Below are 20894 nucleotides of genomic sequence, written 5' to 3'. Positions count from 1 at the left end.
GGGTTAGCATCCATGCCACGCGCAAGCGGCCAAGGTGCCGCATCTCTGCGTGTAGGCAGCCCAAGGAGGCCCCGATGTCGACCCCCGCCCAGCCCGGAACCACGCCCGCGAACCCGAGCACCCAGCCCGGCACCCCGCCCGCGCCCCCGGCACCCGCACCGACTCCGCCAGAGCCGGCCGCACCCCCCGCACCGCCCACGCCCGCACCCGCCGAACCGGCCCCGGCACCCGCACCGCCCGCCGAACCCAAGGGGAAGTCCCCGAAGTTCGAGGGCGAGTTCGACCCGGCCAAGTTCGAGCGCCTCGTCGAGAACCTCCGCGGCGACGTCGAAGCAGAGAAGCAGAAGCGTCAGGCCGCAGAGCAGAAAGCCAAGGACGACCAGGACGCCTTCATGAAGAAGGTCGCCACGGCGTTCGGCATCGACACCGGCGAGGAGAAGCCGCCCACCCCCGAAGAGCTCGCCAAGCAGCTCGCGGACGAGCAGTCCCGAACCAAGGGGTTCCAGGACACCGCCCGCCAGACCCAGGTGGAGCTCGCCGTCTACAAGTCAGCCGCCCAGCACGGCGGCGACCCGGACGCCCTCCTCGACTCGAGGGGATTCGCCCAGGCCATCGCGAAGCTCGACCCCTCCGCACAGGACTTCGGCGACGCGATCGGCAAGGCCGTCAAGACGGCCGTGGACGCGAACCCCAAGCTCGCGGCCAAGCAGCCCGAGCAGGTACCGGCACCGGTCCCCGCAGCCGGCGCACCGATGAGCGGGGCCCCCGGCGGCAAGAAGCAGCTGGGCGCGGAAGACGCAGCGCGGATGTCCTCAGAAGAGATCACCAAGGCCGTCGAAGAGGGACGCTTCAAGTCCTACCTGGGCGGCCGGTAGGCCACTAGGAGCCTCCGTTGTCGATCAACAACTTCAAGCCGGAGATCTGGAGCGCGCAGCTCCTCGTAGCCCTCCGCAACAGCCTCGTCTACGCCCAGCCGCAGCTCGTGAACCGCAACTACGAGGGCGAGATCTCGAGCCAGGGTCAGAGCGTCCACATCACCACGATCGGTGACCCGACGATCTTCGACTACGACGCGGGCGACACCATCAACTACGAGGACATCGAGACCGCGGGCACCGACCTGGTCATCGACCAGGGCAAGGCCTTCGCGTTCAAGATCGACGACGTGGACAAGGCCCAGGCGCTCATGAACCCCATGGCGCAGATGGCACAGAACGCCGCCTACGGCCTGCGCGACAAGGCCGACGCCTACGTCGCCTCCCTCTACACGGGCGTCGCCGCCGCCAACACGGTCGGCTCCACCGGCGCCCCGATCGACACGTACACCACACCGACCGACGCCTACAGCAAGGTCCTGGTGCCGCTGCGCACCAAGCTCAACCGGGCCAACGTGCCCACCGAGGGCCGCTACGTCGTCGCCTCGCCGGAGTTCATCGGCTCCATGCTCAACGACGACCGGTTCATCCGCGCCGACGCCTCCGCGACGACCGAGGGCCTGCGCAACGGCTTCGTCGGCCGCGCCGCCGGATTCGACATCCTCGAGTCCAACAACACCCCCAACCCGTCCGGTGACACCCAGGTCATCCAGGCCGGCTACCCCGGGGCCATCACCTACGCCGAGCAGATCCTCGAGACCGAGGCCCTGCGCCTGCAGTCCACGATCGCCGACGCGATCCGCGGCCTCCACGTCTACGGCGCCAAGCTCCTGCGCCCCACCGGAATCGCCGTCGCGTTCGTCAACCCCGCCGCCTGAGCCCTCCTCAAGGCACCGAACCCACTTCGTGCGCTGACCCCTTCAGGAGGACCTCATGCCGCGCACCGCCGTCGCCTACACCCCGTTCGTTCCCAACAGCCACCTCACCGACGTGGCTGGCACGACCATCGACGCCACCCTCGTCACCAACGGCGTCGTCATCGAGAACGCCGACCCCGAGCGCACCCTGATCCGCGTCGCGAACACCGCCGGCACCGACAAGATCGTCACGGTCAAGGCCGGATCGGGTACCCAGTCCTGGATGGCCGGACAGGGCGACTCCGCCACCACGGTCGCAGCGACCACCGGTAAGGAGTTCCTCGGCCCGTTCACCTCGGCCCGGTTCCAGCAGGACGGCTCCAAGCTCTACGTCGACTTCGCGGCCGGCACGACCGGCACCATCACCGTCTTCAAGCTCCCGAAGGCGTTCTGAGCATGGCCAAGACGCGCGAGTACGAGGGAACGGGTGGGCTCCGGCTCCACCTGGACGACCCGCCCACCCCCGAGATGGCCAAGCAGATCGCCAAGGGCGCCCTGCGGCCCGTCGACGGCAAGGACGCCGACGTGTCGGCCGGGAACAAGGCCCTGGTCGTCGTGGACGGCGCGGAGGCCACCACCGCCAGCCGCGTCGGCACCCACCGCCGCTCCCCGGGCGAGAAGCCCGGCGACGACGCGACAGCGGGCCAGTGGGCCACCTACGCGGTCGCCCTCGGCATGGAGTCCACCCAGGCCTCCACCCTGTCGCTGACCCAGCTGCAGGAGTGGGTCGCCGAACACGAGAAGGCGCTCGGCGAGGGCCAGGACGCCCCGGTCCCCACCACCGACCCCGAGACGCCGGTCGAGCCCCTGCCGGAGAAGCCCGCGAAGAACGCGGTCGTCGCCGAGTGGCGGCAGTACGCGATCGCGCTCGGCATGGACCCGGACGACGCCAAGGACGCCACCAAGACCGACTGCCAGGACTACGCGCAGGTCGTCGAGGACGCCCGCACCGAGCAGCAGCCGGACCCGGAGACGGAGGAGTAGGAGATCGTGCCGTACGCGACCGTCAGCGACCTCGAGGCGTGGCTCACCCCCGAGCCCGCCCCGGCGAACGCCGTGCGCCTGCTCACGCGGGCATCCACGGCGATCGACCGCGCGCTGCACGGCCTCGCCTACGACCCCACCGACACCGACGTCCTGGCGACCCTCAAAGACGCCTGCGTGCAGCAAGTCCACTGGGCGATGGACCGCGGCGACGAGACCGGCGCCCAGGACGACGTCCAGTCCATGTCCACCGGGTCACGGTCCTTCACCCGCCGCACCGTCGGCCAGAACGCCGGCCAGTCCCCGCGCCTGTGCCGGGCCGCCGCCGACGTCCTCCTGGCCTCCGGCTACTTCAAGGGCTTCGTCTGGGTGGAGGGCTGATGCCGGGCAACATCGGCCGCCAGACGGTCACCCTCCTCGAAGCCCCCCTCACGGCCGGTGACTACAACAGCCAGGTACGGGACTGGCCGAACGCCGTCCCGATACCGGTATCCGGCTGCACCGTCGACTACACCAGCGCCCGCGAGAACAAGCAGGCCGCCAACCAGACCATCACCACCGCCCAGCTCGACCTCCCCCCGAGCGCCCCCCAGGTGACGGCCTACCACCGCGTCCAGTGGGACGGCCGCACGTGGGAGGTCGACGGCGTCCCCCGCGCCGTGGAGGCGTCCGGCCCGCTCTCCGGCCAAACCGTCAACCTCCTGGAGGTGACGGGCTGATGGCCACCGAAGTCCACATCGACATCGACATCGACGACGAGGCGATCCAGTTCGAACTGCCTCTCGTCCCCGAGGTCCAAGCCGACTTCAAGGAGCGGATGAAGCGGGTCGAGGAGATCGCCAAGGCCACCGCACCCGTCGACACCGGCGAATTCCGCGACGGCATCCACGTCGTCGACGAGCCCGACCCTGACGGCACCCGGCACGTCGACGCCGACGCCCCCCACTCCTACTACGTCGAGCACGGCACCACCCAGCGGGACCGCAACGGCCACGCCATCCACCGCCCCCACTACACCCTCTCGCACGCCCTCGACGCCGCTGGAGGCGATCACTGATGAAGGAGAACCGCCATGGCCGCTGACGGCGCTGAGATGGTCGATCTGAAGCTGACGTTCTGGCACAAGGACAAGAAGCCCGGCGACATCGTGACGGTGCGCCGCGACGAGGTCCGCTCCTGGCACGGCTTCGCCAAGCCCGTGGAAACCACGGAACCCGCGCCGGCCCCGGCCGCCGACCCCAGCCCGTCGGAGACCAGCGCCCTGGCGGGCCCGAAGGCCGCCAGCACGGTCAAGGCGAAGTAGCCGACGTGTCCACGCCGGTACAGCTCCCCGACGGCAAGAAGGTCGCCATCGACCTCCTTCAGGCCGCCCTCGGCGACGACGCCCTGGTCGTCGGTGAACTCCCCGAAGCCGCGGAGTTCGACCAGGCACTCGCCGAGCGCGGCGGCATCGTCCGGGTCCTGCGTATCGGCGGCACCGCCAGTCTGCGGGGCTGGTCCGATTCCTCTGCCAGGGATCAGCCCCGCTTCTCCGTCGACTGCTACGCCCCCGCCCAGAACCTCGGGGCGGCGATGCGGCTGGCCCTTCAAGTACGCGGCCTGTGGGAGCTGATGCCCGGCCAGGCCACCGCTGATGGACGCGTCAACGGCATATCGGAGGAGACCGGTCCGCAAGACCGGCCCGAGGAGCCCAATTCCGGGATCCGACGGGTCGGCATGACCTTGGGGATGAGCGTGCGCCCACCCCGAACGACCAGCTAGGAGGCCCATCGTGGGCGACGCAGACAACATCAAGATTGGCGTCAAGGGCCGCGCCTACGTCGCGCCCGTCGGCACCACCTTCCCCACCACGCCGACCGCCGCCTGGGACGTCGCATGGGTCGACCTCGGCTACATGCACCCCGACGGCCTCGAGGAGGCCCTCGGAGAAGACCGCACCGAGATCCAGGCCTGGGGCGAGGAAGCCCCGGTCAAGACCCGCATCAAGTCCCGCGACGGCTCTTTCAAGATGACGTTCCTGGAGACGACCGCCGCGATGCTCCAGCTGTACTACGCGGTGGAAGAGGACGACATGACCAGCACGGCGGCCGCCGTCGGCCCGCCCGCCGTCCCTCAGTTCCTGTCCTTCGGCACCGGGCAGGCCAGCCCCGGAATCGAGCGGGCGCTCGGGATCGACATCATCGAGGGCGACGAGATCGAGCGCATCATGATCGCCCGCGTCGACGTGTCCGACCGCGGCAACCGCAAGCGCTCCGCCGACGACGCCTCCAACTTCGAGCTGACGTTCAAGCCGCTCGCCGCACCCGGCGGCGGCCAGGCCGTACAGCGCTACCTCACCAACGTCGCCCTGACGTAACCCCCCAGAGCTGGTGGTCTGCCGCGCTCACACCCGGGCGGGGGCAGCGCGGCAGACCACCACCCTCACCCCCGTGACCGTCCCCCGCCCCAAGCCCTCGCCCACGAAGGAAGACGCCGTGTCCAAGCCGAACCGCAAGGTGATCCGCCTGCAGCAGATGCGCGCCCAGCGCGCCGAAGCCGCCGGCATCAAGTACGTCGACGTGGTCTTCGAGGTCCCCGGCGACCCCGAGGGCATCTCCGTCCGGGAGCGGGTGTGCTCGTTCCTCACCCAGGACCACTGGCCGATCGAGCTCGTCGAGTCCGTTGAGAAGGACGAGGGCAACGCCAACCTCGGCATCCTCCGCAAGGTGGCGTCCCCGCCCGACGCGTTCGACGACCTCCTCAGGGTCGCCCACCTCACCGTCGGCGAACTCACCGACCTCCTCGACGAACTCAGCAAGGAGGCGGGCACCACCGCGGGGGAAGACTCCGGCTCCTCGCCCTCCTCCGAGAGCACGCCGGAGCCCTTCGAGCCGACATCCAGCGCTACTACCCAGGCCGCCGCCTAACCGAGTTCTGGGCCATGTCCTGGGGAGAGGGGTCGATGAACTGGGCCGAACTCCGCGACCTGGTCGACGCCCTGCCCGAGGAATCCGCCACCCGCGCCGCCGAAGCCGGCGACGTCGACGGAGCCCGCTGGTCGCAGGCCACCTACATCGGGGCCTCCTCCTACAACGCGCTGCTGCTGCTGGTCCGGATCTTGTGGAAGGCCCACCTCCAGGGCGATCCGCCGGACCTGCAGACCATCCAGCCGCCCGTGATGGAAGGCGACGAGCGGTCCCAGGAACTGGCCGAGGCGATCGACGCCCGCAACCGGGCAGTCCTGGAGCGGATGCGGCCCAGCACCACCCCGGCCGACGAGGCGGCCAAGCAGGCAGAGATCGCGCACTGGCTGAAGAAGATCCGCGAACTGGAAGCGGCCAAGCAGGCGGCGCCACAGCAGTAGAAGGGAGGGTGGCATGTCGGAGGGCACCGTCGTCGGCCGGACCCGGGTCTCACTGATCCCGGACGTCAGCCAGTTCGGCGACCGCCTCCGCATCGAGCTGCCCGCTGCTATTCGCGAGCCCGCGAAGGACGCGGGAGACCTCGCCGGCGACCTGATCCGTAACGCGATCAGCAAGAAGCTTGCCAAGCCGATCGGCGTGAAGGTCAAGGCGACCCTCGACGACAAGGCCGCCACCACTGCCCTGCGCCGCCTCACCGACGACCGCACCGTAAAGATCACGGCCGAGCTGGACGACAAGGCTGCCACCGCCTCCCTGCAGAAACTGACGGCGGACCGCAAGGTAAAGATCACCGCCGAGGTCGACGACACCGCAGCCAAGACCAAGCTCGGCTTCCTGTCCGGGCAGCAGAGCGTCGACATCCTCCCGGTCATCCAGCAGGCCGCCTACAACACCGCCAAGCGTCAACTCGACCGGCTCACCGCCGACCGTGTCGTCAACATTCGCGCCTCCGTCGACACCCGCGTCGCCGCGAACGAGATCAACAACCTCATCCGGCGCCGCACCGTGCGGATCGGCGCCGACGTCGACACCCGCGTCGCCGCGAACGACCTCGCCAACCTCACCCGCCGCCGCACCGTCACGGTCCAGGCCCGCGCCGACACCGCCGCCGCCGACGCCTCCCTGCGGGTCCTGACCCGCGACCGGACCGTCAACATCCGGGTCCGCTCCACCGGCCTGGCCGCCCTCACCCTCGGCCTCAGCTCGCTGGGTTCCGGGGGCGGGGGAGGCGGTGGCGTCGGTCTGCTGTCCAGCCGCATCGCCATGCTCACCGGCGCCGCGATCAGCGCGCTGCCCACCATCGGCTCCCTCGGCTCCGCGCTCGCCCAGCTCGGCCCCCTCGCCGCGACCGGCGCGCCCGCCCTGACCACTCTCATCGGCCTGTTCGGCGCGATGAAACTCGGCACCCTCGGCGTCGGCGACGCGATCAAGGCAGCGTTCAACCCGGTGGCCTCCGAGGCCACCAAGGCGGCCACCGCGACCCGGCAGGTGGAAACGGCACAGCGGCAGCTCGCCAACGCCCAGCGCGGCGTAGCCGACGCCGAACGGGCCCTCACCCAGGCCCAGCGCACCGCCCGCCTCACCCAGGCCGAACTGTCCGCCGCCCGCCGCGAGGCCGCCCGCGCCCTCGAGGACATGAACGCCCAGCTGAAACAGGGCGCCCTCGACCAGAAGCAGGCCGCACTCGACGTCGAGCAGGCCGAACTCGACCTCGCCACCACCCGCTCCGACCCCACCGCGACACAGCTGCAGATCCGGCAGGCCGAACTCGCCCTCGAGCGGTCCCGCGCGAACGCCGAGGAGCAGTCCCGGCAGCAAAAGCGCCTGACCACCGAGACCAAGGCGGCCAACAAGGCCGGGGTGGAGGGCAGTCAGCAGGTCCTCGCCGCGCGCGAGCGGATCCGGCAGACCGGCGAGCAGGTAGCCGAGGCCCAACGCTCCCTGGCCGACGCCCACCGCGCTGTCGCCGATGCGGCCCGGCAGGTCGCCGACGCGCAGACCAAGGCGGCCGCACAGACATCCAAGCTGGACACGGCGCTGGCGAAGCTGTCCCCGAACGCCCGCCAGTTCGTCGGCATCCTGCAGTCGATGGCCCCGGCGTGGCGGGACATGCGCCTGGAGGTCCAGGACCGGCTGTTCGACGGACTCGGCAACCGCCTCAGTCGGGTCGGCACACAGATCCTGCCCACCGTCCGCACCGGCCTGACCGGCGCGGCGGGCGAACTCAACACGATGGGCCGCAACGCGCTCACCGCCGTATCGAACCTCGAGCGCACCGGCCAGCTGAAGAAGGTCTTCGACGGCATCACCTCCAGCCTCGGCAACCTCTCCCGCATACCCGGCCAACTGGTCACCGGCCTCGGTCAGCTGTCCATCGCCGCGCAGCCGGCGTTCGACCGGATCACCCAGGGCGCCGCCTCGGCCATGGACCGGGTCATGGACAAGCTGTCCAAGGGCCTGGAGTCCGGCACCCTCGCCGAGTCGATCAACACCGCCCTCGATGTCGCGATCCAGTTCGGCAACGTCCTCGGCGACGTCTTCGGGATCGTCAAGAACATCATGGGCGCGGCCGCCGCCGGGGGCGGCGACTTCTTCGCCGTCATCGGCACCGCCCTCGAGGAGATCCGCCGCATCACCGCCCTGCCGGAAGTGCAGGAATCCCTCCGGGCCATCTTCACCGCCGTCCAGGCCATCGCCACCCTCGTCGCGGGCGCCCTCGGATCAGCGATTCAGGCCGCCCTGCCGCTCCTGGCCACCCTGGCCCCGTTCGTCGTCGAGATCGCCGGCCTCCTCGGCCCCGCCGTCGGAGACCTGCTCGAGCAGCTCGGCGTGGCGCTGATGCCCGTCGCGAAGAACCTTGGACCCGTCCTCGTCGGCATCGCCAAGGCCGCGATCAACCTCGTCGAGGCCCTCTCCCCCCTGCTGCCGGTCGCGGGCGAGCTCCTCGCCTCACTCCTGCCGCCGCTGTTGCCCCTGGTCGACGCGCTCGCCGCCGCCTTCCTCCTCGCCGCACCCGTCATTCGCCAGGTCGCGGGCGCCCTCGGCGCCGCCCTCAAGCCCATCATTGCCGGGCTCGCGGTCATCCTGAAGGAACTCGTCACCCAGGGCCTCGCACTCTTCACCACGGCCCTCCAGACGGCCCTGCCGATCCTGCCGATGCTGCTGCCGCACCTGCTGCAGCTCGGCCGCAGCTTCGGCGAGATCCTGACCGCCGTCGCCCCCCTCATCCCGCAAATCACGATGATGGGCGCGCAGTTCCTCCTGGCCCTGCTGCCCGCCCTGATCCCGCTGATCCCGCCCCTCGTGCAGCTGTCCACGCTGTTCCTGCGGCTCGCGACCTGGCTCATCGTCAAGATCGTCGTCCCCGCGCTGACCAAGCTCGTCAACTTCCTCGCCGCCCTACGCAAGGCCTTCCAGCCCGCCGTCGACGCGGTGAAGTGGCTGACGAAGGCGATCGCGAGCGCCTTCGAGTGGGTGTACGACAAGCTGCTCGGCCACTCGATCATCCCGGACATCGTCAACGGCACCATCGGCTGGTTCCGCGACATGTGGCGCCGCACCGTGAAGATCTTCACCGATCTCAAGGACGGCGCGATCCGGATCTGGAACGACTTCTGGTCCGGGATCCGCTCGACCGCCACGGATGCGTGGAAGAAGGTCCGCGGCGGCTTCGACGCGTTCGCCAAGGGACTGCGCGAGGCCTTCGAGGACGCCCGCGACGCGATCGGCCAGATCTGGGCCGGACTGAAGAACCTGGTCAAGGAGCCCATCAAGTTCTGGATCGAGACCGTCTACAACCGCGGCATCGTGACCGTCTGGAACCAGACCGCCGCGAAGATCCCCGGCGTCCCGGACCTGAAGCCGATGAGCATGCCGAAGGGCTTCGCCCGTGGCGGCATCCTCTCCGGGGACTCCAACTGGTGGCAGGGCGACGACCAACTCGTCCCCATGCGACGCGGCGAGGGCGTCTACGTCTCCGAGGTCATGCGCGACCCGTACGAGCGGGCACGCCTGCACGCCATGAACCAGGCCGCCATCCGAGGCCAGAACCCGGCGATCGCCCGCTCCCAGTACGGGTTCGCCGGCGGCGGCATCATCGGCGACCTCGGCTCCGGCCTGAAGAGCCTCGGCTCGAACATCGCCGACAGCGTCACCGGCGCGCTCGGCAAGGGCGCCGACGCCGTACGCGGGCGCTTCGGCGACCTCGCCGCGAAGGCCCTCAAGCCCGTCAAGTCCGGGATCACCAAGGCCCTCGGCACGAACACCAGCACCTGGCCCGGCATGGTCGCCCGCGCCCCGCTGAACCTCATCGACCGGGCCGTCGACTACATCCGCGGCAAGGACATCCCCGACTCCACCGGCGCCTGGACGAAGCCGGTGAAGGCCGCCTACGGCACCCGCTTCGGCGCCCGGGGCCTGATGTGGTCCTCCGGCCGCCACACCGGCCTGGACTTCCCCGCCCGCACCGGTACCAAGGTCGTCGCTGTCGACAACGGCACAGTGAACTCCGCCGAGTCCGGTGGCCCGTACGGGCGCCACGTCGTCATCAACCACGGCGGCAAGCTGCAGTCGCTGTACGCGCACCTCTCCTCGATCGCTGCAAAGGTCGGCGCCGGCATCACCCGGGGCGCGAAGGTCGGCGCCGTCGGCGCGACCGGCAACACCACCGGTCCGCACCTGCACCTCGAGGCCCGCGTCAACGGCCGCGCCGTCGACCCGATGAAGTACCTCACCGCTTCCGGCGGGGACGGCGGCACCGGCGTACAGCGCTGGCGCGGCGTCGTCGAGCAGGCCCTCGGCCAGGTCCGCCAGTCCCTGTCCCTGGCCGACACCACCCTGCGGCGGATGCGGCAGGAGTCCGGCGGCAACCCCAAGGCCGTCAACCGGTGGGACTCCAACTGGCAGGCCGGCTACCCCAGCGTCGGCCTCATGCAGGTCATCCGGGGCACCTTCCGCGCGTACGCCGGGAAGTACAAGAACACCGGCCCGTTCATGTACGGCGTCAGCACCGACCCGATGGCCAATGTGTACGCCTCGATGCGGTACGCGCTCGCCCGGTACGGGTCTCTGTCCAGGGCGTACAACCGGCCCGGCGGCTACGCCCTCGGCGGCCTCGTCGGCGGCGGTACCCGTATCGGCCGGGGCCTGCCTCGCGGCTACGCGTCCGGCGGCATCGTCCGCGTGGGCGGGAAGCGCATCGACACCGGCCCCATCGCCGCGTCCGTCGGCTCGGACTTTTTGAAGAAGCTGACCGGCACCGCCTCCCAGATCAGCGCGGCCATGACCCTGGTCGCGAACGCGGTGAAGAACGCGTTCAAGGGCGTGAAGTCGACCATCGACAACGCGCTCCTGGCGAAGATCTCCGCCTCGAACGCGCAGCTGCAGGCCCTGGCCAAGCAGCGTGACGCGATCGCCGCGAAAATCTCGGCGGCCAACGCGTTCGCTGCCGAAGCCGCCCAGAACGCCACCCAGTTCACCCAGATGACCGGCCTGCCCAACGGTGGGTTCGGCTTCGGGGCGGGCGGCATCCTCGCCGGCCTGAACTCCCGCCTGTCGCAGCTGAAGGCGTTCGGGAAGAACCTCCAGGTTCTCGCCCAGCGCGGCTTGTCCAAGGCCCTGCTTCAGCAGATCATCAACGCCGGGCCGGACGGCGGCGCCGCCTACGCCCAGGCCCTCGTCGACGCGACCCCGCAGCAGCTCAAGGACATCAACGCCACCCAGGCCGCGATCACCAAGGCCACCACCGCGTACGGGAAGGACGCCGCCGACGCCCTCTACGACGCCGGGTCCCAGTCCGGCAAGGGCTACCTCGCCGGACTGAAGGCGCAGGAGAAGGCCATTGAGAACGCCATGTCCGCCCTGGCCAAGAAGATCAAGGCGACCATCGAGAAGGCCCTGAAAATCAAGAGTCCGTCGCTGGTGTTCGCCCAGCTCGGCGAGTTCACCGTCCAGGGCTTCGCCCAGGGCATGCGCGCCGCCACCCCCCAGGCCGCCGCCACCGCCGCACGCATGGCCGCCATCGTCCGCTCGAGCGCCGGAGCGGGCGGAACCCGGATCGGGAACAGCACCTCGACCACCACTGTCGGCGACCGGATCCTCAACTACCAGGCCACCGTGCGCGAGCAGGCCTCCCGCGCCTCGGTCCTGGCCGCGCTCGCCCTGGAGGACCAGCTCCACCGGCCCGTCGTAGTGGGAGCCTGACATGCCCATCCTCGTCGCTCCCGCCGTCCCGGAGACCCCGCCCGGCGTCCCGTGGCCGACCCGCATCAACGAGCAGCCCCAGGTGTCGTTCATCGACCCCGCCGGCCTCGTCACCAGGTTCACGGACTGGGAGAACGGCTGGGTCCTCCAGCCCGGCGCCAAGGGCCTGGACATGCCCGCCTACGCCTTCAGCCAGGACGAATCCCCCGGCATCGACGGCTACGAGATCCGCCAGGTCCGCGCCCAGGGCAAGGAGATCGCCCTGCCCGTCGCGTTCTGGGCGGACGACTCCCGCGCCGCGTACCTCGCCCGCCGCCGGGGTCTGATCCGCTCCCTGAACCCCAAGCGCGGCCTGGGCACCCTCACCGTCGTCCAGTACGACGGCTCCGCCCGCACCATCGCTGCCCTCTACTCCGCAGGCCTCGAGGGCGACGAATCCCTCGACACCGCCGGGACCCGCTGGTGCATGAACGTCCTGTCCTTCGCCTGCCCGTCACCGTTCTGGCTCGGCGCGGAATCCTCCACCCAGTGGCAGGCCGCCGAGTCCGGGACGTTCTTCCCCGTGCTGCCGCTGACCGTCGGTACCTCCCACGTCCTGGGCTCGGTCACCGTCGACAACGACGGCGACGACACCGCCTTTCCCGTGTGGACGATCGAAGGCCCGGCCACCAGCGTCACCCTCACCAACGTCACGACCGACGAGACCCTCGTCCTCACCCGCACCATCATCGGCGGCGACACGATCGTCATCGACACCCGCGAGCGCCGCCAGACGGCCCTGCTCAACGACGTCACGAACCTGTGGAACGACATCTCCGACGCCTCCACCATGTGGGCCCTTCAGCCCGGCATCAACGCGCTCACCCTCACGGTCGCCGGATCCACGTCCGAGACCCGCGTCCGCATGACCTACCAGCCCCGCTACCTCGCCGCCTGAAAGGAGGAGGAACCCCATGTCCGCGCTGCGCGTATACGTCCGCAACAGCACCCTCGCGCGCCTCGGCCAGGTCGACGACTACACGTCCCTGACCCTCGTGCCGCGCTACAACTCCATCGGCACCTTCTCCATGGAGGTCTCCGCCGACTCCTCCAAGGCGCCCCTCCTCGTCGAGGGCAACGGGCTGATCATCCGCACCCCGGACGGCGACACCGTCATGTCCGGCCCTATCCGCACCGTCGACTGGGCGCGCTCCTCCAGCGACGCAGGCTCCGGGCGGCTCACCGTCAGCGGCCTCGACGACACCGGCCTCCTCGCCCAGTACACGTGCTGGCCCAAGCCCACCGCCCTCATCGGCGCGCAGACCGATCCCGTCTACAAGATCAGCGCGGTCGTGGCAGAGACCGCGATGCGCCAGCTCGTCAACCTCAATGCCGGACCCGGCTCCCTCGCCTCCCGCACGAACCTGCTGCTCACCCTCGCCCCCGACGGCGCGAACGGTCCGACGATCACCCGTGAGGTCAACCAGTTCGACAACCTCCTCACCGTGCTGCAGGACATCGCAGGCGCCGCCGGCCTCGGCTTCCGGGTCGTCCAGGAAAGCGCCAGCCTCGAGTTCCAGGTGTACGAGCCCGTCGACGCCTCCGGCACCGCCCGGTTCTCCTTCCGCCTGGGCAACCTCACCGACGCCTCCTACTCCACCACCCCGCCCACCTGCACCCGCGCCATCGTCGTCGCCGGCGGCCAGACCTCCCCCCGCGTCTGCGCCGTCTACGACCGCACCGACCCCCTCTTCCCCGGCCTGGTCCTCGAGCAGTTCGTCGACCAGACCTCCGTCGACAGCGCCTCCGTCGACCTCACCGCCCAGATGGACCAGGCCGCCGAGGAAGCCCTCACCAACGGCGCAGGCCAAGGCTCCCTGTCCATCAGCCCCATCGACATCCCCCAGCTGCGCTACGGCCGCGACTACAACGTCGGCGACACCGTCTCCGCCGACATCCGCGGCTCCTGGTACACCGACGTCGTCCGCGAAGTCACCCTCTCCTGCACCGCCGCCGACGGAGCGAAGGTGACCGCGACCGTCGGCGGCGACAGCACCGGCACCGGGCCCGTCGCCCGCATCTACGCCCTCATCGCCCAGGTCAAGAAGGACGTCGGGCGCCTGAAAACACGAAAGGCGGCCTGACCACCATGGCTGAGTTCTCCGGGCCGTTCACCGGCAGCAGCATCTCCACCGAACTCCAGTGGTCCCGCATGGCCCGCTGGTGGGGCCTGGACGGCGTCCACGCCGACGACGCCGCCGACCTCACCCTGAAGGTCACCGGCAGCGGTGCCACCACCGTCGCCGTCGCCACCGGCCGCGCCTTCGTCAACGGCTTCTACTACGACAACGACGCCACCAAGAACCTGGCCGTCCCCGCCAACGCGGGCGGTAGCGCCCGCGTCGACCTCGTCGTGCTGCGCGCCAGCCAGTCCGCCAACTCCGTCACCGCCGTCTACAAGGAAGGCGGCGTGACCGCGCCCCCTCTCACCCAGGAGGAGGACGGGGTCTGGGAGATCCCCCTCGCCCAGTGCACCGTCGCCGCCGGCTCCACCGTGGTCATGGCCGTCAACGTCGCCGACCGCCGCTACTTCACCGACCGCGGCGTTGTTCCCGCCGTACCCGGCGTACGCCCCACCTCCCGCCGCAACCAGCTCCTGGTCGACAACGGGAAGCTGTACGTCGGCGACGGCTCGGCCTGGCGGTGGATCGCCACCGCCGGTATCGACGACTCCACCTACACCCCCGTATGGAACTCCGCCGAGACCACCATCAACTGGGGCGTCGGCTCCACGAACATCGGCCGCTACCAGGCCGTCGGCAAGCGCGTAGACGTCACCATCCAGCTCATCCCGACCGGGAACCCGCCCGAGTACACCGAGCCGATCCAGGTCACCCTGCCGCCCGGCCTGCCCTGCACCACCGCCTTCCGCTCGCTGTTCAAGTGGAACTACACCAGCGACAACGACGAGGGCTCAGCGGTCGGTATCGGCATGACGTTCCCCACCACCGACGGCACCAACAAGATCGCCCGACTTCGCTTCCCCACGTCCACAGGCAACAGCGTCCTCGACACGCCCAACAGCCTGAACCTGCTCACCAACCGCCCCTTCAACATCCGCGCCGGTGACGTCCTCACCATCGACGGCTCCTACTGGCTCGCCTGAGCTGAGAAAGCGAGAACGCTGTGGCCAGGCACCTGTTCGGAGGTAGCCCCTCCGACTATGCGATGGAGCGCGTCGGCACCGATCTGCAGCTCAGGCCCGGAGCGGTCGGCACCGTATGGACCGCGCTCACCGGCGGTACGCAGATCACCGACCTGACCGACCTGACCGGCACGCCGATCGAAGAGGTCACCGCCGACGAAGACGGCGCCGTCTCCTTCCACGGCCCCGACGGCGAAGCGATCCTCTTCGTCGACTTCGGATACGGACGCCGTTACGTCATGGCCGCCACCGACACCGGGTCGATCCTGGCCGACTTCATCGCCAGCGGGGGAGAGCCGAACGGCTGGGCGCCCCTGGACGGCACCGGCATGATCGACGTCAACCTCCTGCCCGGCCATCTGGACTGGCTCGTCGCGACCGCCGCCGAGTTCGGGGCCGTCGGCGACGGCGTGGCCGACGACACGATCGCCCTGCAGAGCGCCATCGACGCCGCGGCTGCGGCCGGCACCGCCCTCTACCTCCCGCACGGCACCTACCTCGTGTCCTCCCCGATCACCATCGCCGCCGTACAGGACCTGTCCATCTTCGGATCCGGCTGGGGCACCTCGGTCAAACTCGCGGCAGGCAGCGACTGCTTCGTCTTCGAGATGACGGGAGCCGACACCCGCATCACCATGCGGGACCTGACCATCGACGGAAACTGCATCGAGCAGGGCCCCAGCGGAACCTCCGGCGGTATCTACGCAGCCGGATCGGTCGCTTCCCGCTACGACAACATCCACTTCATCGCCTGCCGCGACGACGCCCTCTACCTCGGCGGCATGACCGGCGGCGCCTTCGGCCACAACAACCGCGTCTTCGGCTGCCTCTTCGACCAGTCCATGAACTCCACCGGCCCCGGCCGCGGCATCCACACGGACTCCAGCGACGAAAACCAGATCATCGCCTGCGACTTCGAATTCCTCGGCGGCGAGGGCGGCACCACCTTCGGCACCGCCGTCTGCATCCTGGACCGAGCGGGCACGCAGTTCATCTCCGACTGCAACTTCGTCGGCGGCGCCACGAACAACACCAAGGGTGTCCGTCTGCAGGACTGCTCGAGCACAAAGATCGTCGACTGCAACTTCGACGGCACGGCCGGCGACTCCATCTTCATCGCCGGAACGGGCAACGTCGTCGCCAACTGCACCATCTTCAGCCCCGGCGAGGTCGGCTCCCTCACCGGCCAGGTCTCCGGCATCCACCTGGAGTTCGGCACCAAGGACAACAACGTCATCGGGAACTCGATCGCGTCCTCGCCCACCAACGGCCGCACCCGCTCCCTGATCCGTGAAGAGGCCTCCGGCTCCGCCGGCCCGAACCTCATCACCGGCAACGCTCTCATCACCAAGGGCACCCTCGCGGTCTCCGCCGTCGAGATCGCGGGCGCGGGCACGATCTTCAAGGACAACCTCGGCGCCGCGATCCCGCCCATCGTCGTCAAGTCCATCGACACCCCGCGCGCGAGCACCGTCACCCCCACCGCCGACCCGCACCTCACCCTCCCGGTCGCCGCGAACTCCATCTACGACATCGAACTCCCCGCCGTGTGGACCAACGGCGGCGGCGGGTTCCGCGCCACCTGGACGGTCCCCGCGGGCGCCTCGATGGTGTGGACCGACAACGACGGAGTGGGCGTGGCCACGGCGGCCGGCGTCGTCACCTTCGCGTCCGGCACCGGAACCACGTTCAAAGGCACCCTCGTCACCGGCGCCACCGCCGGGAGCATCACCTTCCTGTGGGCGCAGAACACCTCGAACGCGGGCGACACCGTCCTGCGTGGCGGATGCGCGCTCAAGGCGGAGCGAGTCGCCTGATCCGAATGACAACGCGCCCGGACACCGCGAACCCGGGCCTGAACCTCGTCTCCTGACCCCCGGAAAGGACCACCCACATGAGACACCTGTTCGGGGGCAGCCCGGCCGACTTCGCCATGGAACGCGTCGGGTACCAGCTCCAGCTGCGCCCATTCGCCGTCGGCACCGTCTGGGATGCACCGTCCGACGGCTCCCAACTCATCGATCTCGCCGACCTCGGCACCAACCCCATCACGCACGTCAACGCGAACACCGATGGATCGGTTTCCTTCTATGGCCCCGACGGGGTCACCCTGCTCTACGTCGACTTCGGGTACGGGCGCCGCTACGCGATGACCGCCACCGACACCGGCTCCATCCTCGCCGACTTCATCGCCGACGGCGGAGAGCCCGGCGGCTGGGCGCAGCTCGACGGCAGCGGAAAACTCGACAGCGGCCAGGCCCCGACGGACCTGGTCGCGGAGACGCTGACCGTCACCGGCAGCTCCCTTGTCGACGACCTCGACGTTCAGGGCGACCTGGACGTGTCCGGCACGCTCACCCCCGAGAACCTACAGATGTCCGGCATGCGCATCTACAACCCCAAGGTGTACGGGGCGCTCGGCAACGGCACCGGGAACGACGCCACGGCCATCAATGCCGCACTGAGCGCGGCATCTGCGGCGGGCGGCGGCTGGGTCATCGTCCCCTCCGGCACCTACATGATCGGCGCAATCCTCCGGATCTACGGCAACACCCGGCTGACCCTCCTGCCCGGCACAGAGTTCCGGCGGAACTACGCCGGGACGATGATCCTCAACGGCGACGCGGCCCAGAGCCTCGGCGGCTACACAGGGCACGGCAACATCCTCATCGAGGGCGGCGTGTGGAACATGCGCGGCACCACCGCCGGGCTCACCGCGAGCGCCATGTGCATGAGCATCGGCCACGCCCGCGGCATCACCATCCGCGACACGGAAGTCCTGGACCTCCCCGGCTACCACGCCATCGAGCTGAACTCCGTCCAGACCGGCCGGATCCTGAACTGCCAGTTCCGCGGGTACATCGACCCCGGATCGAGGGACTTCTCCGAGGCCGTACAGATCGACCTCGCCAAGTCCAGCTCGGTGTTCGGTGGCTTCGGACCGTATGACAACACGGTCTGCCAAGACATCGAGGTCCGCGGCTGCTACGTCGGCGCCTCGGGCACCGCGGGAACCGTCGCGTGGCCGCGCGGAATCGGCTCCCACTCAGCCACGATCGGCACCCGACACTCCGGGATCCGCATCATCGGCAACACCTTCGACGGCCTGTCCCAGTACGCGGTCGGCGGGTACGACTGGCGCGACACCGTCATCCAGGGCAACGTCATCTCCGGGTGCGGCGCGGGCGTGCGCATGCGCGTGGTGGACACCGGCGACACCGAGGACACCAAGAACCTCGCGGGCACGCAGACGAGCGCGTCGCAGGACCTGCGCAACATCACGATCAGCGGCAACACCATCCGCGGCACCACCGGCCACGACGACGCGATCCTGCTCATGGGCGAGGCCACCGGCAAGGTCCTCGACGCCACGATCACCGGCAACGTCATCGACGGCGTCACCAGCGGCTCGCAGAACGGGATCCGGCTGGAGTACGTCGAGCAGTACACCGTCTCGGGCAACACCATCCGGGACACGGCCGGCACGGGCATCTCGCAGCAGAACATCGTCGGCAGCACCGTCACCGGGAACCGGGTGTACACACCGACCGCGTCGGGCATCTCGTGCGACACCGGTACCGGCGTCCTCATCGCCAGCAACACGATCCAGAACGCGGGCGTCAACGGCGTCCACGTCCTCAGCGGATCCGACGTCCAGGTGACCGGCAACTACATCAAGGGCGCCTCGCGATCGGCGGCCGGCTCGTGGGGCATCCGCTGCTCGACCAGCTCCGACGGACTCCTCATCGCAGGGAACAAGGTCCGCAAGTTCGGCAGCGGCAACGAGGTCGCCGCCGGTATCGGCATCACGTCGACCTGCACGAACGTGCGCCGCTACGGCAACGACCTGAGCGACACGGGCGTGGACGACCAGTCCACCGGCCCCGATACCAGCCCGTTCGACCTGGGCTTCGGGGCAGTCGAGAACGCCATGCGGCCCTCAGGCCGGTACGAGACCACCTCACGGCTACGCGCGGGCACCAGCAACACTCCCACCTCGGGCACGCTGTACCTGGTGCCGATCTGGCTGCCCAAGGGCCAGGTCATCTCGAACCTCGGGTTCGTGTCCGGCGGCACCGCCGCCTCAGCGCCGACCAACTACTGGTTCACGCTCCACAACTCGGCGAAGGTCGCCCTGGCGAGGACAGCAGACCAGCTGACCGCAGCCTGGGCCGCCAACACCGCGAAGACGCTGGCGATCGCTCAGACCACCGCCGGGGCCGCGTCCACCTACACCACGACGTATACGGGCCTGCACTACCTCGGCGTCATGATCAAGGCGACGACCGTGCCCAACCTCGTCTCCGAGGGGTCCGTCGCCGACGTCCTCGCCTCCGTCGCCACCGGATTCGGCGGCACCGACGCGAGCCAGACAACCCCTCCCACCGTCACCGCCGGGGCTTTCACCGCCGGAGCTTTCGGTACCGGCTCGGGGATCCTGCTGTACGGCTACGCCACCTGACGAGGCAGAAGGACACCGAATGTCGATTCTCACGGGCCCATCAGGCCACGGCACGATCCTCAGCGTGGCCCCGGCGACGCCTGGCTGGCGAGTAGAAGCATTCGCCCCGCGCGGCACGGACACCGCACAGATGCCCGCACCGTCCCACGTCGTCGCCTGGGCCCTGCTCACCGACACCATCGCCCCCGGCGGCGCCCGGGTTGAGCCGGTCTTCTACGCGGGGGACCGGACCTGGACGCCCGACCAGTACCGCGAGGCGTACGGCGAAGACCTCACCCTGAAGGTCGTCCCGGCCTGATGACGGGCAGACTCGCGGTGCTCGGTCATTCTTCGTCAAGGGCGTTGCGATAGCCGCTGTTCTCGATGTGGAGAGCGGCGGTGAGCATACCGAGCACGGTGATCCAGTCGAGGGATTCACTGGCGCCCTTGACGAGGCTCACGCTTCCGTCAGCCTTGACAACCTTGACGAGGAGGTGGGCGTCGACCGGCATGTCCCCGTCGTCCAAATCCAGCGTGACGCCGAGCGAGTCCAGCAGCTGCCCCACCTTCTGCTCAGCCACAGTCTGTCCCCCTGTCGGAGAGGAGCCGGACACCGACGTAGGTGGCGAGGCAGAGGAACGCGGCGATCAATGAGCCGATGACGAGTTCTATGAGTTGCCCGGCAAGAGCCGCGAGGGCCACGAGCACGAGCGGGACCAGCGACAGCACAGCCCACCCCGTGATCCGACGCGCAGGGGGCGCCTTCGCAGGCCTGCTCACAACACCCCCTCGATCACACGCTTGAGCATGGACTGCACGTAGGACGTGGCGACCCGCTCGGCGTTCGCCTCGGCCCAGCCGCGCCCGACCATGTCGGCCTTCACACCCTCGGCTGAGTCGAGGATCGGGGCGATGAGTTCCTTCGTCTCCATGCAGGCCGCCGCGACCTGTTGCTGCATGGCGGCGATGGCAGAGGGGTCAGGCATGGGCGGCCTCCTTCGCGGCGCGGGCTTCCAGCCACGCGACGGCTTCCTCGAGTGGGCGGATGTCTGGGCGGTCCCACCAGCTGCCGTAGCGGACTATTTCGACGTTCCTCAGGCCGCGAAGCCTGTGCTCGCCGGACGCGTACACCACCCGCGGGTCGCGGGGGCTGTGCCCGGTTTCACGGCACCAGGCATGGAACATCTGAAGGTTCTTCGCGAGAACGACGGTGCGGGCGGGGCCAGTCTGCTGCATACCGCGAGCGTAGGAGCGTACGGCCCTGGCGTTCCCCCGGCCGGTCTCGCGCCGACTTGAGGCAGGGGAACACCCTCAACGAACCGCCATAGCCTGTGAATCAACGGCAAAACAAGCCCAAGAGCTTCAGTATCACGGCCCGGTTCTTATGGA

At 69.6% G+C, this 20894-nt stretch carries 23 protein-coding genes; 19 read left to right on the top strand and 4 right to left on the bottom strand.

Annotation, left to right across the window (positions count from 1 at the left end):
• Nucleotides 1-74 precede the first annotated feature (74 nt).
• From OG858_RS47825 to OG858_RS47735, 19 genes are all read left to right on the top strand, one after another.
• Nucleotides 75-875: a hypothetical protein gene (locus OG858_RS47825; RefSeq protein ID WP_328545472.1), complete on the top strand. Its 801-nt coding sequence runs from the start codon at nucleotides 75-77 to the stop codon at nucleotides 873-875.
• Nucleotides 876-892: 17 nt separating this feature from the next.
• Complete coding sequence (locus OG858_RS47820) at nucleotides 893-1753, top strand: phage major capsid protein (RefSeq protein WP_328545471.1); 861 nt, start codon at nucleotides 893-895, stop codon at nucleotides 1751-1753.
• Between the two features lie 55 nt (nucleotides 1754-1808).
• Entirely contained in the window at nucleotides 1809-2186 is a 378-nt protein-coding gene (locus tag OG858_RS47815) for a hypothetical protein (RefSeq protein ID WP_328545470.1), read from the top strand.
• Between the two features lie 2 nt (nucleotides 2187-2188).
• Nucleotides 2189-2776, top strand: coding sequence for a hypothetical protein (locus tag OG858_RS47810; protein WP_328545469.1), 588 nt, complete (start codon nucleotides 2189-2191; stop codon nucleotides 2774-2776).
• Between the two features lie 6 nt (nucleotides 2777-2782).
• Nucleotides 2783-3157 (top strand): head-tail connector protein, encoded by a 375-nt coding sequence (locus tag OG858_RS47805; protein WP_328545468.1) that lies wholly within the window; start codon nucleotides 2783-2785, stop codon nucleotides 3155-3157.
• Complete coding sequence (locus OG858_RS47800) at nucleotides 3157-3495, top strand: hypothetical protein (RefSeq protein WP_328545467.1); 339 nt, start codon at nucleotides 3157-3159, stop codon at nucleotides 3493-3495. Before OG858_RS47805 ends, OG858_RS47800 begins: the two co-directional genes overlap by 1 nt.
• A complete protein-coding gene (locus OG858_RS47795; RefSeq protein ID WP_328545466.1) occupies nucleotides 3495-3833 on the top strand; it encodes an HK97 gp10 family phage protein in 339 nt (112 codons plus the stop codon). Before OG858_RS47800 ends, OG858_RS47795 begins: the two co-directional genes overlap by 1 nt.
• Before the next feature lie 15 nt (nucleotides 3834-3848).
• Nucleotides 3849-4079, top strand: coding sequence for a hypothetical protein (locus tag OG858_RS47790; protein ID WP_328545465.1), 231 nt, complete (start codon nucleotides 3849-3851; stop codon nucleotides 4077-4079).
• Nucleotides 4080-4084: 5 nt separating this feature from the next.
• Nucleotides 4085-4537, top strand: coding sequence for a hypothetical protein (locus OG858_RS47785; protein ID WP_328545464.1), 453 nt, complete (start codon nucleotides 4085-4087; stop codon nucleotides 4535-4537).
• A gap of 10 nt (nucleotides 4538-4547) precedes the next feature.
• Nucleotides 4548-5132 (top strand): phage tail tube protein, encoded by a 585-nt coding sequence (locus OG858_RS47780; RefSeq protein WP_328545463.1) that lies wholly within the window; start codon nucleotides 4548-4550, stop codon nucleotides 5130-5132.
• A 118-nt stretch (nucleotides 5133-5250) separates the two neighbouring features.
• On the top strand, nucleotides 5251-5682 hold the full coding sequence (locus OG858_RS47775; protein ID WP_328545462.1) for a hypothetical protein: 432 nt from the start codon (nucleotides 5251-5253) through the stop codon (nucleotides 5680-5682).
• A 35-nt stretch (nucleotides 5683-5717) separates the two neighbouring features.
• Nucleotides 5718-6119, top strand: a complete 402-nt coding sequence (locus tag OG858_RS47770; protein ID WP_328545461.1) for a hypothetical protein — start codon at nucleotides 5718-5720, stop codon at nucleotides 6117-6119.
• Nucleotides 6120-6132: 13 nt separating this feature from the next.
• Entirely contained in the window at nucleotides 6133-11880 is a 5748-nt protein-coding gene (locus tag OG858_RS47765) for a peptidoglycan DD-metalloendopeptidase family protein (RefSeq protein ID WP_328545460.1), read from the top strand.
• 1 nt (nucleotide 11881) lies between these two features.
• On the top strand, nucleotides 11882-12817 hold the full coding sequence (locus tag OG858_RS47760; protein ID WP_328545459.1) for a phage distal tail protein: 936 nt from the start codon (nucleotides 11882-11884) through the stop codon (nucleotides 12815-12817).
• A gap of 16 nt (nucleotides 12818-12833) precedes the next feature.
• Nucleotides 12834-14003, top strand: coding sequence for a siphovirus ReqiPepy6 Gp37-like family protein (locus OG858_RS47755; RefSeq protein WP_328545458.1), 1170 nt, complete (start codon nucleotides 12834-12836; stop codon nucleotides 14001-14003).
• A 5-nt stretch (nucleotides 14004-14008) separates the two neighbouring features.
• Complete coding sequence (locus OG858_RS47750; protein ID WP_328545457.1) at nucleotides 14009-15025, top strand: hypothetical protein; 1017 nt, start codon at nucleotides 14009-14011, stop codon at nucleotides 15023-15025.
• 62 nt (nucleotides 15026-15087) lie between these two features.
• A complete protein-coding gene (locus OG858_RS47745) occupies nucleotides 15088-16881 on the top strand; it encodes a right-handed parallel beta-helix repeat-containing protein (protein WP_328545456.1) in 1794 nt (597 codons plus the stop codon).
• Nucleotides 16882-16958: 77 nt separating this feature from the next.
• Nucleotides 16959-19526 (top strand): right-handed parallel beta-helix repeat-containing protein, encoded by a 2568-nt coding sequence (locus tag OG858_RS47740; protein ID WP_328545455.1) that lies wholly within the window; start codon nucleotides 16959-16961, stop codon nucleotides 19524-19526.
• A 19-nt stretch (nucleotides 19527-19545) separates the two neighbouring features.
• Nucleotides 19546-19824 carry a hypothetical protein gene (locus tag OG858_RS47735; RefSeq protein WP_328545454.1) on the top strand — a complete coding sequence of 93 codons (279 nt, stop codon included), beginning with the start codon at nucleotides 19546-19548 and terminating at the stop codon, nucleotides 19822-19824.
• Nucleotides 19825-19849: 25 nt separating this feature from the next.
• On the opposite strand, the gene OG858_RS47730 is transcribed toward OG858_RS47735, so the two are convergent.
• The 4 genes from OG858_RS47730 to OG858_RS47715 are packed head-to-tail and all read right to left on the bottom strand — an operon-like array spanning nucleotide 19850 to nucleotide 20741.
• A complete protein-coding gene (locus tag OG858_RS47730) occupies nucleotides 19850-20086 on the bottom strand; it encodes a hypothetical protein (protein WP_328545453.1) in 237 nt (78 codons plus the stop codon).
• Entirely contained in the window at nucleotides 20079-20285 is a 207-nt protein-coding gene (locus OG858_RS47725) for a hypothetical protein (protein ID WP_328545452.1), read from the bottom strand. The genes OG858_RS47730 and OG858_RS47725 overlap by 8 nt, the downstream gene beginning before the upstream one ends.
• The gene (locus OG858_RS47720; protein WP_328545451.1) at nucleotides 20282-20491 is read right to left on the bottom strand and encodes a hypothetical protein; all 210 of its coding nucleotides are present in this window, start codon (nucleotides 20489-20491) and stop codon (nucleotides 20282-20284) included. The genes OG858_RS47725 and OG858_RS47720 overlap by 4 nt, the downstream gene beginning before the upstream one ends.
• Nucleotides 20484-20741, bottom strand: coding sequence for a hypothetical protein (locus tag OG858_RS47715; RefSeq protein WP_328545450.1), 258 nt, complete (start codon nucleotides 20739-20741; stop codon nucleotides 20484-20486). Before OG858_RS47715 ends, OG858_RS47720 begins: the two co-directional genes overlap by 8 nt.
• Between the last annotated feature and the right edge of the window lie 153 nt (nucleotides 20742-20894).

The sequence above is a fragment of the Streptomyces europaeiscabiei genome, assembly GCF_036346855.1.
In the GTDB taxonomy this organism is placed as follows: Bacteria; Actinomycetota; Actinomycetes; order Streptomycetales; family Streptomycetaceae; genus Streptomyces; species Streptomyces europaeiscabiei.
Note: the sequence above shows the minus strand (reverse complement) of the source record. Positions and strands in the feature narration are given on the sequence as shown.

Excerpts from the sequence above, each read along its gene's own strand:
- OG858_RS47825 (WP_328545472.1), top strand. The coding sequence starts at position 75 with ATGTCGACCCCCGCCCAGCCCGGAACCACGCCCGCGAACCCGAGCACC.
- OG858_RS47815 (WP_328545470.1), top strand. The coding sequence starts at position 1,809 with ATGCCGCGCACCGCCGTCGCCTACACCCCGTTCGTTCCCAACAGCCAC.
- OG858_RS47810 (WP_328545469.1), top strand. The coding sequence starts at position 2,189 with ATGGCCAAGACGCGCGAGTACGAGGGAACGGGTGGGCTCCGGCTCCAC.
- OG858_RS47800 (WP_328545467.1), top strand. The coding sequence starts at position 3,157 with ATGCCGGGCAACATCGGCCGCCAGACGGTCACCCTCCTCGAAGCCCCC.
- OG858_RS47795 (WP_328545466.1), top strand. The coding sequence starts at position 3,495 with ATGGCCACCGAAGTCCACATCGACATCGACATCGACGACGAGGCGATC.
- OG858_RS47790 (WP_328545465.1), top strand. The coding sequence starts at position 3,849 with ATGGCCGCTGACGGCGCTGAGATGGTCGATCTGAAGCTGACGTTCTGG.
- OG858_RS47770 (WP_328545461.1), top strand. The coding sequence starts at position 5,718 with ATGAACTGGGCCGAACTCCGCGACCTGGTCGACGCCCTGCCCGAGGAA.
- OG858_RS47765 (WP_328545460.1), top strand. The coding sequence starts at position 6,133 with ATGTCGGAGGGCACCGTCGTCGGCCGGACCCGGGTCTCACTGATCCCG.
- OG858_RS47760 (WP_328545459.1), top strand. The coding sequence starts at position 11,882 with ATGCCCATCCTCGTCGCTCCCGCCGTCCCGGAGACCCCGCCCGGCGTC.
- OG858_RS47755 (WP_328545458.1), top strand. The coding sequence starts at position 12,834 with ATGTCCGCGCTGCGCGTATACGTCCGCAACAGCACCCTCGCGCGCCTC.
- OG858_RS47750 (WP_328545457.1), top strand. The coding sequence starts at position 14,009 with ATGGCTGAGTTCTCCGGGCCGTTCACCGGCAGCAGCATCTCCACCGAA.
- OG858_RS47745 (WP_328545456.1), top strand. The coding sequence starts at position 15,088 with ATGGAGCGCGTCGGCACCGATCTGCAGCTCAGGCCCGGAGCGGTCGGC.
- OG858_RS47740 (WP_328545455.1), top strand. The coding sequence starts at position 16,959 with ATGAGACACCTGTTCGGGGGCAGCCCGGCCGACTTCGCCATGGAACGC.
- OG858_RS47735 (WP_328545454.1), top strand. The coding sequence starts at position 19,546 with ATGTCGATTCTCACGGGCCCATCAGGCCACGGCACGATCCTCAGCGTG.
- OG858_RS47720 (WP_328545451.1), bottom strand. The coding sequence starts at position 20,491 with ATGCCTGACCCCTCTGCCATCGCCGCCATGCAGCAACAGGTCGCGGCG.
- OG858_RS47715 (WP_328545450.1), bottom strand. The coding sequence starts at position 20,741 with ATGCAGCAGACTGGCCCCGCCCGCACCGTCGTTCTCGCGAAGAACCTT.